Source organism: Streptomyces sp. NPDC059477 (genome assembly GCF_042749375.1).
GTDB lineage: Bacteria > Actinomycetota > Actinomycetes > Streptomycetales > Streptomycetaceae > Streptomyces.
Genome location: NZ_JBHYUG010000041.1, coordinates 34,026 through 46,909, shown reverse-complemented (window position 1 = coordinate 46,909; position 12,884 = coordinate 34,026). Strand labels below are relative to the sequence as shown.

Sequence of the window (12,884 nt, the reverse complement as noted above, 5' to 3'; positions counted from 1 at the left end):
CCCCCGTCACCCACCGGGCACCTTAGGCACCCTCGGCACCTCTTCCAGCACCACCCCGAACCGCTCCCGATACACCTCCAGCACCTCGTCGTCCGCCCCCAGCTCCCGCACCTCACGCGTCCCATCGGGCCCCGTCACCGTCAGACCGCGCCCGGCGAGCGTGATCCGGCCGCCCTCCTCGGTGACCCGCGAGCACACCAGCGACTGCGTGAAACTCGACTCCGGGGAGGTGCTGTGCCACCAGGCCCCGGCCACGAAGTCCCCGAGCACCCGTGGCCGCGTCTCCAGCCGGTACTGCGGGCTGCCGTCCATGATGACGTCCAGATCACCGTCCGCCGACGCCGACCCGCCCCGCACCCCCGCCCGGTCCGGCCCCGCCTCGACGATCCGGAACACGCCCCCGGCATCCACCTGCTCGCCCCGTTCTCCGAACGCCAGCGGCCAGTGACTGAACGACCCGAAGCCGACATCGGCCAGCCACTCGCCCCCGTCCACCGTCCGCACCCGCAGCGCGAGATGGTCGTACGGAATCCCGGTCCGCCCCTCCTTCCCGTACACCCGCGCGGCGAGCAGCGTGACATCGAACCCGAGTGCCTTCAGCAAGGCGGCGAACGCCCCGTTGACCTCGTAGCAGAACCCTCCCCTTCCCGCGCCCACCAGCTTGTCCACCAGCCGCTTCTCCTCCAGGACGACCGGCTCCCCCAGATGCAGCGACAGATTCTCGAAGGGCACGGTCTGGAGGTGGCGCAGTTGCAGCTCGCGCAGGACGTCGACGGTGGGCCACGCCGGGTGTCCGACGCCCAGACGGCGGAGATACGCATCAACCTGTGCGGAATTCATGCCCTCAGTCTCCCGCCACCCGCAGCCCTCCGCCCCCACCCGCCACCGCCAGCGCCCCGTCCCGGTCCGTGCGCTTCACCAGCGCCCCCGCCGCCCTGAGCGCCGCGACCGTACTGGGCGCCGGATGCCCGTACGTATTGCCCCGCCCGCACGAGATCAGCGCCACTCTCGGCGCCACCGCGCGGAGCAGCCCGGGATCCTGATACGCCGAGCCGTGATGAGCCACCTTCAGTACGTCCACCTTGCCCAGCAGTGCCGCCGCCGGCGTTCTCAACAGCGCCTGCTGCGCCGGAGGTTCGAGATCCCCGAGCAGCAGCATCCGCAGCCCGCCCGAGCGGACCAGCATCGTCACACTGGCGTCGTTCGCCCCCTCCGCCCCCGGCGTCGGCCCCTCCGGCGGCCACAGCACCCGCCAGCTGAGCCCGCCGCCGCTTCTGCGCTCCTGCCCGGCGACCGCCCGCCGCACGGGAACACCCCGGGCCGCCGCCTCCCGCCGTACGAACGCGGCCTGATCGGCCGGTTCCTCGTGCCCCGTCGTCTCGATCGCCCCCACGGCCCGCCCGCGCAGCACCCCGGGCAGCCCGGCCACATGGTCGGCGTGGAAGTGGGTGAGGACGACCAGCGGGACCCTGCTGATGCCGAGGGCCCGCAGACAGCGGTCGACCGCCCGTGGATCCGGCCCCGTGTCCACGACCACCCCGCTGCCGTCCCCGGCCGCGAGCACGGTCGCGTCCCCCTGCCCGACATCGCACATCGCGAGGCGCCAGCCCGGCGGTGGCCAGCCCGTGATCACCCTGGTCAGCGGGGCCGGCTGCACCACGACCAGCGCCAGCAGCAGCGCGCACGCCCCGCACAGCCACGGCCGTACCAAGAGTCGCCGCCCGACGTAGAGCACGCCCGCCGTCACCAGCGCCAGCAGCACCGCCCCGGTCCAGCTCCCCGGCCAGTCCACGCCGGCTCCCGGCAAGGCCGCCCCGGTCCGCGCGACCTGGGCGATCCAGCCGGTCGGCCAGCCCGCACCCCACGCCAGCACCTCGGCCACCGGCATCGCCAGCGGTGCGACCGCCAGCGCCGCGAACCCCAGCACCGTGGCCGGCGCCACCGCGAACTCCGCCAGCAGATTGCACGGCACCGCCACCAGACTCACCCGGGCCGACAGCACGGTCACGACCGGCGCGCACAGCGCCTGCGCCGCACCCGCCGCCGCCAGCGCCTCGGCGAGCCGCCCCGGCACCCCGTGCCGCCGCAGCGCCGCGCTCCACCTCGGCGCCAGCGTGAGCAGGGCCCCGGTGGCCAGCACCGACAGCAGGAATCCATAACTCCGTGCCAGCCACGGGTCGTACAGCACCAGCACGAGTACGGCCGTCGCCAGCGCCGGGATCAGTGCTCTGCGGCGCCCGGTGGCCAGGGCGAGCAGGACGACCGCCCCGCAGGCGGCGGCGCGCAGCACACTCGGGTCCGGCCGGCACACCACCACGAAGGCCAGCGTGAGCACCCCGCCGCACACCGCCGTGGTCCGCAGCGAGATCCCGAACCGGGGCGCGGCACCCCGGCGCTCCGTCCGCTGGGCCAGACCGGGCGGGCCGAGCAGCAGGGCCAGGATGATGGTGAGGTTGCTGCCGGAGACCGCGAGCAGGTGGGCCAGATCCGTCTCCTTGAACGCCTCGTCCAGTTCCGGCGTGATCCGCGAGGTGTCCCCGACGACCAGCCCCGGCAGCAGCGCCCGTGCGTCCGCTGGGAGCCCGTCGGTCGCCTCCCGCAGCCCGGCCCGCAGTCTCCCCGCGAACCGCTGGGTCGCCGTGGGCTCCGCCACCAGCTCGGGCGCCGCCGGATCCCGCACCCGCAGCACCGCCGCGATCCGCCCGCCCCCCGCCGTCACCGGCGCCAGCCGCCCCTCCACCCGTACCCGCGTCGAGGGCAGCAGCCCGAGCCACGGCGAAGCCGCCGCCACCCCGTCACCGCGCGCCCCGGAATCCACGATCACCAGCACCGGCGTCCGTGTCCGCACCACGCCCGCGCCGGCCGCCACCTCCGTCACCTCGGCGGACAGCAGCACCGACGCCGGTACGGCGTGATCGCCGCTCACCCGCGGCCGGGACAGCCGTGGATCGGCGGTCACCTCCACCTCGGCCGTCACCGTGGCGAACCGCCCTGCCAGCTCCGGCACCGGCCCGCTGCGCAGATCCGCGCCATGCAGCCCGGCCGACGCCCCGGCAGCCGCGACACACAGCAGCACCGCCGCGCCCGCGATCCGCATCCCACGCCCAGGCCGCCGCATTCCGCGCCCCGGCCGCCGCCACGGCCAGGGCACCAGCAGCAGACCGGCGCCCATGACGCACACCACGGTCACCCCGAGAACCCACCCGGGCGAGACGTCCAGAGCCAGCGCCGCCGTCGCCCAGGCGGCCAGCGCGGGCGGCACGAGCCGTAGATCCGTCGGCCCCTCCTGCCGTGGATGGGCGTCACCGAGCCGCCCTCCCGCGTGCGCCCCGCGCCGGGCCACGGGATCACGTACCGCCGTCCTCATGGCCGGACCAGATCCCGCAGGTCGGCGAACCGGCGGTCCCCGATCCCGTTCACCTCCCGCAGTTCGTCCACCGACCGGAAACCGCCGTGCTGTGTGCGGTAGTCCACGATGTGCCGCGCCAGCACGGGTCCGACCCCGGGCAGGGCGTCGAGCTGCTCCGGCGTGGCCGAGTTGAGGGAGACGGGAGCGGCGGAGGCGCCCGGACCGGGTACGCCGTCCGCCGCGACCTGCGGGCCCGGCGCGGCCGGTCCCCCCACCACCACGTGCTCACCGTCGACCAGCACCCGTGCCCGATTGAGCCCGTCCAGCTTCGTCCCCGGACGCACCCCGCCCGCCGCCCGTAGCGCGTCGGCCACCCGCGATCCGACCGGCAGCCGATGCACCCCCGGCTCGCGCACCTTGCCGCCGACATCGACCACGACGACAGCACCGGCCGTACTGTCCGCACCACCGGGTGCCGCCGACGCCGTCACCTCACGAGGCGTCGCCGCCGTCGCCCCGAAGGGCACGGCGGCCTCGACCACCTCCGGCGCCCGCAGGGTCTGTGGCCGCCCCGTCCAGTAGTGATGCACGGCGAAACCGGCCGCCAGCACCAGAACGACCGTCAGCGCCACCACACTCCTGCGCTCCAGCCCCACTCTGGCCTGCAACCACACCGGCAGCCGCTCCCGCAACGCCGCCACGCCCCGCCCCCACGGCCGCCCGACCGACCCCCCGACGCCGGACTCCGCAATGGGCCTGCCGACCACCCGCTCGGAAGCCTCCTCGACCGCCACTGGATCGCGAAGCCCGTCTGCCGCCAAGTCCCCGCCCCCGTCCGGCTCCCCGGCCCCCGGCGGCCCCACCCCCCGCTCCCTCACCACTCCCCTCTCCTCGGCGATCCCCGCCTCCCCGAAGATCAGCTCTGCCCGGTGCCGCAACTCCCGCGCCGAGGCATGCCGGTGCCGAACCCGCGCCCGCGCGGGTCGAGGGCGATGACGGCTCCGGCTGTCGGAGCCAGGAGGACGCCCGGGACCACTGGTCGCGGGCCTGCTGTGGATACGTGATCGAAGTGCCATGTGCCGAGGATGGATCACTCCGGCCGAACGGCGATGATCTTGCTCAATTCCCGGGGATCACGGCCCGATTGTGGATAACTCCGCCACCCACACGAGTGAAGCCGCCCTCAGCGAGGGGACACCACGACCCCCAGCAGCCCGGGCCCGGTGTGCGCCCCGATGACGGCCCCGACCTCGCTCACATGCAGATCCGTGATCCCGGGCACCCGCTCCCGCAGCCGGTCGGCGAGCGCCGACGCCCGTTCGGGGGCGGAGAGATGGTGTACGGCGATGTCGACCTGTCCGGCGCCCGCGCGCTCCGCGACCAGTTCTTCCAGGCGGGCGATGGCCCGGGACGCCGTACGGACCTTCTCCAGCGGCTCGATCCGGCCGCCTTGCAGTTGCAGCAGCGGTTTGACCGCGAGCGCGGAGCCGAACAGGGCCTGCGCGGTGCCGATCCGGCCGCCGCGGCGCAGATAGTCGAGGGTGTCGACATAGAAGTAGGCGGAGGTGCCGGCGGCCCGTTTCTCCGCCGCCGCGACGGCCTCGTCCACCGTGCCGCCCGCCTCTGCCGTCTCGGCCGCCGCGAGTGCGCAGAAGCCGAGGGCCATCGCGATCATCCCGGTGTCCACCACCCGTACCGGCACCGGCGCCTCACGGGCCGCGGTGACCGCCGCGTCGTAGGTGCCGGAGAGTTCGGCGGAGAGATGGAGGGAGACGATGCCGGTGGCGCCGGACTCGGCGGCCCTGCGGTAGGTCTCGGCGAACACCTGTGGGCTGGGCCGGGAAGTGGTGACGGGGCGTCGCTTCTGGAGCGCCTGGGCCAGCGACCGGGTGGAGATCTCCGTGCCCTCTTCCAGCGCGCGGTCCCCGAGAACCACGATCAGGGGTACCGCGGTGATGCCATGACGCTCCATCGTCCGGGGCGGCAGGTAGGCCGTTGAATCGGTGACGATCGCGACATGGCGGGACATGAGCTGGAGGTTACCTGGCGTAGCGCCGGTGCGGCAGCCCGGCCTGGTGGACCCCTCGCGGGGACGGCGGGATCAGGTGGTGCTCTCGGGGCGGGTGCTCTTCTGCCACGGGTACGTGGGGCGCGGGGCGGGCGGGGTGATCGCGGGCCGGGTCGGCTCCTCGGCCGTGCGGGACCGGGCGTCGTCGGGCCAGGTCTGCCCGTCGGCCGCGTCGGCGGTGGTCGGGGCCTCGGGCCACGGCGGGGGTGTGCTGGAGCCGCCGGCCGCGGTGGACGGGTCGGGTGTGGTGGTGTCCCAGTGGCGCAGGGCGCCGGCCTCCATGTCGATCTGGGTGCTGAGCGAGTCCAGGTCGTCGTCGGCGAAGCGGCGGGCGCGGTCGCGGGCGGCCCAGCGCAGGGAGTCGGCCGAGGCGGTGATGCGCTCGGTGCGCTCGCGCAGGGCGGGCAGCCGCTCGGCGAGGGTGTTCTTGTCGGGCTCGGACTCCAGGCGGCGCAGCTCGGCGTCCAGCTCATGGCCGTGGGCGCTCAGGCGCTGGAAGAGTCCGAGGGACTCCTTGAGCGACGCGTCCTCGTCGACGCCCGCGTGCAGCGCGTCCTGTGTCGCGCGCATCGAGGTGCGCAGCTTCAGTCTCAGCTGGGCCAGCTCGCCGACCGGGCCGGGCTGGGCGAAGGACTTGGCGCGCAGGGTGTGGTCCTCGACCGTGCGGCGGGCCTGTGCGACGGTGCGGTCCACGCCGCGCTTGGCGGCGCCGACCACCTTCACCGTGGCCCAGACGCCCACCGCCAGGAAGAGCACGACGAGCAGGGCGACCACTGCGATCACGGCTTCCACGACGCTCCTCCTCCAGCGGGCGGCGGCACGCCACGCACCGCTCCTCCACGGTAAACGCTGCGGGCAGTCACCGAGTTCCGGAAGAACCCCGAACCATCCCGCAGACACCCCACCCGATCCCGTAGGGGACGGCCACACCCTGGGATCTCCGTTCCGGGACGGGAATCCCCCGCCCCGAAGACGCGGCCCACTGACCCACCGCCATGAAGGCGATACGACGAGTCACCGAACCAACCGGATCCCGGGCGAGGACCCCCAGGCCAGGCCCCCGGACGAGGGCCCCGGACGAGGGCCCCGGACGAGGGCCCCGGACGAGGGCCCCGGCGGCGGTGTCCGCCACCGGGCCCCACCGCCCCTCACCGGCCCCTGTCGCCCCCTACGCCGGAACGATGTTCACCAGCTTCGGCGCCCGCACGATCACTTTCCGGATCCCGGCCCCGTCCAGCGCGGCGACGACCTTCTCGTCGGCCAGGGCGACCTTCTCCAGTTCCTCCTCGGAGATGCCCGGCGGCACCTCCAGACGGGCCTTGACCTTGCCCTTGACCTGGACGACGCAGGTCACGGTCTCGTCCACGACGTACGCGGGGTCGGCGACCGGGTAGTCCCGGTGGACCACCGTGTCGGTGTGGCCCAGCTTGCGCCACAGTTCCTCGGCGATGTGCGGGGCCAGCGGGGCGACCAGCAGGACCAGCGCCTCGGCGACCGGCCGCGCCACCGGGCCACCCGCCTTGGTCAGGTGGTTGTTCAGCTCGGTGACCTTGGCGATGGCGGTGTTGAACCGCAGCCCCGCCAGATCCCCGCGGACGCCGTCGATCGCCTTGTGCAGCGCCCGCAGCGTCTCGTCGTCGGGCTCGGTGTCGACGACGGTGACCGCGCCGGTCTCCTCGTCGACGACATTGCGCCACAGCCGCTGCAGCAGCCGGAACTGACCGACCACCGCGCGGGTGTCCCACGGCCGGGACACGTCCAGCGGTCCCATCGCCATCTCGTACAGCCGCAGCGTGTCGGCGCCGTACTCGGCGAAGATCTCGTCCGGGGTGACCGCGTTCTTCAGGGACTTGCCCATCTTGCCCAGCAGCCGGGAGACCTGCTCGCCCTGGTAGTAGTAGGCGCCGTCGCGCTCCTCCACCTCGGCGGCCGGCACGGCGATGCCGCGGCTGTCGCGGTAGACGTAGGCCTGGATCATGCCCTGGTTGAACAGCCGGTGGAACGGCTCGGCCGAGGACACATGCCCCAGGTCGTACAGCACCTTGGACCAGAAGCGGGCGTACAGCAGGTGCAGCACGGCGTGTTCCTGGCCGCCCACGTACAGGTCGACGCCGCCGTGCGGCATGCCCTCGCGCGGGCCCATCCAGTAGCGCTCGATCTCGGGGTCGACCAGCTTCTCGCTGTTGTGCGGGTCCAGGTAGCGCAGCTCGTACCAGCAGGAACCGGCCCAGTTGGGCATGGTGTTGGTCTCGCGGCGGTACTTCTTGGGCCCGTCGCCCAGGTCCAGGGTGACGTTGACCCAGTCCGCGTTGCGCGACAGCGGCGTCTCAGGCTGGGTGTCGGCGTCGTCGGGGTCGAAGGTGCGCGGGCTGTAGTCCTCGACCTCCGGCAGCTCCAGCGGCAGCATCGACTCGGGCAGCGCGTGGGCGACGCCCTCCTCGTCGTAGACGATCGGGAACGGCTCGCCCCAGTAGCGCTGGCGGCTGAACAGCCAGTCGCGCAGGCGGAAGTTGACGGTGCCCTCGCCGATGCCCTTGCGGGCCAGCCATTCGGTGATGCGCTCCTTGGCGTCCGCGACGCCCAGTCCGTCCAGGGAGACGGACTCGCTCGCGGAGTTGACGATCTTCGCGTCATAGGAGGCGAAGGCGTCGTCCCAGGTCGACGTATCGGTGCCGCGGTCGTCCGACGGCTCGACGACACACCGCATGGGCAGTTCGAAGGCGCGCGCGAAGGCGAAGTCGCGCGTGTCGTGCGCGGGGACGGCCATGATGGCGCCGGTGCCGTAGCCCATCAGGACGTAGTCGGCGATGAAGACCGGGATCCGCTCGCCGTTGACCGGGTTGGTGGCGAACGCGCCGGTGAAGACGCCGGTCTTGTCCTTGGCCTCGGTCTGGCGCTCCAGGTCGGACTTGGCGGCGGCCTGCGCGCGGTAGGCGGCGACGGCCTCGGCGGGCGTGTCGTGACCGCCGGTCCACACCGCGCGCGTGCCCTCGGGCCAGGCGCCCGGGGTGAACTTCTCGACCAGCGGGTGCTCGGGCGCCAGCACCATGTAGGTGGCGCCGAACAGGGTGTCCTGGCGGGTGGTGAAGACGGTGATGTGCTCGCCGTCGATGGGGAAGTCGACGCGCGCGCCCTCGGAGCGCCCGATCCAGTTGCGCTGGGCCAGCTTGATGGCGTCGGGCCAGTCCAGCTCGGCCAGGTCGTCCAGCAGCCGGTCGGCGTAGGCGGTGATGCGCATGTTCCACTGGCGCAGGTTGGCCTTGAAGACGGGGAAGTTGCCGCGCTCGGAGCGGCCGTCGGCGGTGACCTCCTCGTTGGCCAGGACGGTGCCCAGGCCAGGGCTCCAGTTGACCGGCGCGTCGGAGGCGTAGGCCAGGCGGTACTCGCTCAGCACGTCGGCGCGCTCGGTGGCGGTCAGTTCGGGCCACGCGCGCGTGTGGCCCGGTACGGCACGCTCACCGCTCTCGAACTGGGCGATCAGCTCGGCGATGGGGCGGGCCTTGCCAGCCTCGTCGTCGTACCAGGAGTTGAAGATCCGCAGGAAGATCCACTGGGTCCACTTGTAGTAGTCCGGGTCGATCGTGGCGAACGACCGGCGCTTGTCGTGGCCCAGGCCCAGCCGGCGCAGCTGGCTCTTCATGTTGCCGATGTTGGCCTCGGTGGACACGCGCGGGTGCGTGCCGGTCTGCACGGCGTACTGCTCGGCGGGCAGGCCGAAGGCGTCGAAGCCCAGGGTGTGCAGGACGTTGTGGCCCGTCATGCGGTGGAAGCGGGCGTAGACGTCGGTGGCGATGTATCCCAGGGGGTGGCCGACGTGCAGGCCCGCGCCGGAGGGGTAGGGGAACATGTCCATGAAGAACTTCTTGGGCTCGGCGACCGTCGCCGGGTCGCCCGCCAGGTCGCCGCTCGGGTTGGGCGCCTCATAGGTGCCCTCGGCGTCCCAGAAGTCCTGCCAGCGTGCCTCGATGTCGGCTGCCAGAGCGGCCGTGTAGCGGTGCGGCGCGACCACCTCGGCGGCGGCAGCGGTGTTCGTCTCGCTCATGATTCTCAAAGCTCCATCGATCGTCTCTGCCTGCGGCTGCGACATCCGGGAAACGAAAAATCCCCTCGCACAGGAGGGGACGCCGCGCCGATTCCGCTCACGGTGATCACCGTGGGTCGGGACTGATCAGCGCGGCCCGCTAAGCAGAAGGCGTACGGCACGCATGGCGCTAGGGTACCGCAGCCCCCGAGCGGGGAGCGACGGGCTTCCGGTGCCGTCCAGACATCGGGCGTCTCCTTCACCAACCCCACACGCCACTACCGGCTACCTCCACGAAAAACTGAACAAAGTTCAAATATTACTTCGCGTAACGACCTCTAAGGGGCATCACAGCGGTCACATGGTCCTTTGATAACAACGCAATAACTCAAACCCCGTACCCATCGGTATGGCTCCACTTAGAGTGCGGCAGCGGGACCGCTTTCCCGAACCGCTCGGAGTCGCCCCCATGAACCGTCGACGTAGTAACAGCTCGCTGCCCAGGCCGGGGCGCTCGGCCTACGGGGCGGCGACCGCCGCCGTCCTGATCCTCATACCCGTGGCCGTCCTGGCCGGAGGTGAGGCATTCCGCGAGTTCCTCAACTTCGGCGCGGGGGTGCTGTCCCTGGTGTGTCTGAGCTGCTCGGTGATCTGGGGCCTGGTCGCCCAGGACCGGATCGTGCTGAACGCGCGCCAGCGGCTCGTCGGACAGGCCGTGCACCGCACGACGGCGGTCGCCTCGATCGCGTTCCTGCTGCTGCACCTCACCACCAAGATCGTGCTCGGCCACACCGAGCTGATCGCCGCGGTGATCCCCTTCTCGCTCGGCTTCACCAGCACCGCCGGCCTGGTCGGCCTCGGCTCCCTGGCCGGCCTGATGATGGTCTTCGTGGGCATCACCGGCGCCCTGCGCGGCGCCTTCGCCTCCCCCGCCCCGGTCGCCGCCCGCTGGCGCGCGATGCACATGCTGGCGTACCCCGCCTGGTGCGCCGCCCTGGTCCACGGCCTGTACGCGGGCCGCGAGGCCAAACCCTTCTTCGTCTTCCTGTACGGCCTCTCCCTGGCCGGCGTCATGGGCGCCCTGGCACTGCGCGCGGCGCCCCGCCCCTTCAAGCGCAAGGTCGCCGACAGGATCACCGCACTGCTGGGGACCACCGGCAGGCCCGGCCGCGAGGACCTGGACGCCGCCCGCGCCCGCGCGGGTGAGAGCGCCGCACCCCTGCCCGGCTACGAACCGCAGCGCGCGACACGCCGGGTACCCCCCTCGTACGACCCTCCCGCGCGGGCGAACGCCGCCGAGTCCACCCCCGGTTTCGCCGCCGCCTACCGGGCCGTCTCCCGGCCCGCCCGCCCCGCAGGGTCCTTCGCGGCCGAGCCCACCGCGCCAAGGGAACTGCGGGACTTCCAGGCCACCGAGTCCCTCCCGCGCACGGACACCGGCGGCTCCGCCCCGGGCTCGTGGCCCGTCCCGTCCCCGCCGCCGGTCGGCGCGGCTCCCCCGTCGGCGTACGACCCGCTCCAGGACACGGGCCACACCCTCCCCACCTACGGCGATCCGGGCCCCGGCGGGTACGGCGGACGTGATCTGTACGACACCGGTGAGTCGAACCCGCTCCACGGCACGTACCACGCGGGTGACACGTACAACAGCGGTCCCGCCACTGAATCGACGCCCGGTCCCTACGACTTCGAAGGGCCGGGTTCGGGCGAACCTTGGAACACGCCCTCCGGAGGCATCAGGTGAACGAGGCCCTGCCCGACGTCCCAGAAGTCCGCGTGGTCGGGCTTCCCCAGCTCACGTCCGGCTTCGACCTTGTCGAAAGACTCGATCTGCCCATGCACCTCAAGGTGCACGGCCCGCTCGAACCCCTGGGAGGCGAGCAACTCGCCAAGCTCGCCGAGAACATCCGCCTCAGGGGCCGCGGCGGCGCGGGCTTCCCCTTCCACAAGAAGCTGCGCTCGGTCGCCGAGGCGGCCATCAAGCGCGGTGTCCGGCCGGTCGTCGTCGTCAACGGCAGCGAGGACGAACCGGCCTGCCGCAAGGACACGGTCCTCATCAACCGCGCCCCGCACCTCATCCTGGACGGCGCGCTGCTGTGCGCCGAGGCTCTGGGTGCCCGCACGCTCGTGGTGGGGGTCACCCGTGAGTCCACCCAGCGCTCCATGGAGGCCGCCCTCGCCGAGCGCGGCCTGAGCAACGGCCGGCGCTCCGCCCTGCGCGCCCGCGTGCAGCGCAACCCGGTCCGGATGGTCACCGGCGCGGCGGCCTCCCTGGTCCGCTCGATCGACGGCGGCCCGGCGATCCCGCCCGGCCGCAAGATCAGCGCCTCGCAGAGCGGCGTCGGCGGCGCGCCCACCCTGCTGTCCAACGCCGAGACCTTCGCCCAACTGGCCATCGCGGCCCGCATCGGCCCCGAGCGCTACGGCAACACCGGCCTGTACGACGAGCCCGGCACCGTCATGCTCACGGTCTCCGGCGCGGTCGCCCGCCCCATGGTGATCGAGGTCCCCACCGGAGTACCGCTGCGGTACGTCCTCCAGCTGGCCGGCGCCCCGCCGGTACCGCAAGGGGTGCTGACCGGCGGCTACCACGGCAAGTGGATCGACGCCGCCACGGTCGACGAGGCGATCGTCTCCCGCAACTCCCTGGACGCGGTGGGCGGTTCACTGGGCGCCGGCGCCATCCTGCCGATCAGCCAGGACACCTGCCCGCTGGGCGAGTCGCTGCGGGTCGCCCAGTGGCTGGCCGAGGAGAGCGCGGGCCAGTGCGGCCCGTGCTACCTCGGGCTGCCCGCCGCCGCGCGCGGCCTCCAGGACATCCTGGGCGGTGGCGGCCCGGCCGCCCTGGAGGCGGTCAAGCAGGTCGCCAGGAACGTCAAACGGCGCGGCGCGTGCTCGCACCCGGACGGCTCCGCGATGTTCCTGGAGTCGACCCTCAAGGCGTTCACCGACGACCTCGCCGCGCATGTCCTGGGAAACGGCTGCGGACGGCCCGTGACGGGCGTCCTGCCCCTCTTCGAGGGCGGCGGGATCCCGACCGGCATCCCCGGCGGCGGCGCGTCCGGGGAGAACGGCCCCAGCCGCCAGAAGATCTACGTCGACTGGACGCTGTGCCGCGGCCACGGCCTGTGCGCGGACATCCTCCCGGAGGTCTTCGAACTGGGCGCCGACGGGTTCCCGACCGTCGCCCAGGCCGAGGTGCCGCGCTACGCGGAGGCCAAGGCCCTGCGCGCGGTGCGCCGCTGCCCCGCGCTCGCCCTGCGCATCGAGGAGGACACCCGCGCTCAGGCGCCCGCCCGCAATCTCCCGGTGCTCTCCCAGGGCCGCGGTCGCCGCGCCCGGGGGGGCCGCCGCCACCGGGCGGCGCCCGGGTTTCTGCCTCGGGCGGGGGGGGGGGGCGGGCCAGCCGGACAGCGACGCGCTGGTGCGGGCGGCTGCGTCCATGG

The 12,884-nt window shown here is 73.1% G+C and carries 8 protein-coding genes; 2 read left to right on the top strand and 6 right to left on the bottom strand.

Annotated elements, in window-relative coordinates:
- Window positions 1–6: 6 nt before the first annotated feature.
- The 6 genes from ACFXAZ_RS21330 to leuS all read right to left on the bottom strand — a co-directional run bounded on the left by ACFXAZ_RS21330 (window position 7) and on the right by leuS (window position 9,459).
- Window positions 7–840, bottom strand: a complete 834-nt coding sequence (locus ACFXAZ_RS21330; RefSeq protein WP_384593348.1) for an arylamine N-acetyltransferase — start codon at window positions 838–840, stop codon at window positions 7–9.
- Window positions 841–844: 4 nt separating this feature from the next.
- Window positions 845–3,367 (bottom strand): ComEC/Rec2 family competence protein, encoded by a 2,523-nt coding sequence (locus tag ACFXAZ_RS21325; RefSeq protein WP_384593345.1) that lies wholly within the window; start codon window positions 3,365–3,367, stop codon window positions 845–847.
- Window positions 3,364–4,425, bottom strand: a complete 1,062-nt coding sequence (locus ACFXAZ_RS21320) for a helix-hairpin-helix domain-containing protein (protein WP_384593342.1) — start codon at window positions 4,423–4,425, stop codon at window positions 3,364–3,366. The genes ACFXAZ_RS21325 and ACFXAZ_RS21320 overlap by 4 nt, the downstream gene beginning before the upstream one ends.
- 107 nt (window positions 4,426–4,532) lie before the next feature.
- On the bottom strand, window positions 4,533–5,378 hold the full coding sequence (locus tag ACFXAZ_RS21315; RefSeq protein ID WP_384593339.1) for a DegV family protein: 846 nt from the start codon (window positions 5,376–5,378) through the stop codon (window positions 4,533–4,535).
- Window positions 5,379–5,450: 72 nt separating this feature from the next.
- Window positions 5,451–6,209, bottom strand: a complete 759-nt coding sequence (locus tag ACFXAZ_RS21310) for a hypothetical protein (RefSeq protein WP_384593336.1) — start codon at window positions 6,207–6,209, stop codon at window positions 5,451–5,453.
- 376 nt (window positions 6,210–6,585) lie between these two features.
- Entirely contained in the window at window positions 6,586–9,459 is a 2,874-nt protein-coding gene (leuS, locus tag ACFXAZ_RS21305) for a leucine--tRNA ligase (RefSeq protein ID WP_384593333.1), read from the bottom strand.
- A gap of 448 nt (window positions 9,460–9,907) precedes the next feature.
- On the opposite strand from leuS, the gene ACFXAZ_RS21300 reads away from it, so the two are divergent.
- Window positions 9,908–11,182, top strand: a complete 1,275-nt coding sequence (locus ACFXAZ_RS21300) for a cytochrome b/b6 domain-containing protein (protein ID WP_384593330.1) — start codon at window positions 9,908–9,910, stop codon at window positions 11,180–11,182.
- On the top strand, window positions 11,179–12,884 hold a 1,706-nt coding region (locus tag ACFXAZ_RS21295; RefSeq protein WP_384593327.1), incomplete at its 3' end, for an NADH-ubiquinone oxidoreductase-F iron-sulfur binding region domain-containing protein. The genes ACFXAZ_RS21300 and ACFXAZ_RS21295, both read left to right, overlap by 4 nt.

Excerpts from the sequence above, each read along its gene's own strand:
- ACFXAZ_RS21330 (WP_384593348.1), bottom strand. The coding sequence starts at position 840 with ATGAATTCCGCACAGGTTGATGCGTATCTCCGCCGTCTGGGCGTCGGA.
- ACFXAZ_RS21320 (WP_384593342.1), bottom strand. The coding sequence starts at position 4,425 with ATGGCACTTCGATCACGTATCCACAGCAGGCCCGCGACCAGTGGTCCC.
- ACFXAZ_RS21315 (WP_384593339.1), bottom strand. The coding sequence starts at position 5,378 with ATGTCCCGCCATGTCGCGATCGTCACCGATTCAACGGCCTACCTGCCG.
- ACFXAZ_RS21300 (WP_384593330.1), top strand. The coding sequence starts at position 9,908 with ATGAACCGTCGACGTAGTAACAGCTCGCTGCCCAGGCCGGGGCGCTCG.
- ACFXAZ_RS21325 (WP_384593345.1), bottom strand. The coding sequence starts at position 3,367 with ATGAGGACGGCGGTACGTGATCCCGTGGCCCGGCGCGGGGCGCACGCG.
- leuS (WP_384593333.1), bottom strand. The coding sequence starts at position 9,459 with ATGAGCGAGACGAACACCGCTGCCGCCGCCGAGGTGGTCGCGCCGCAC.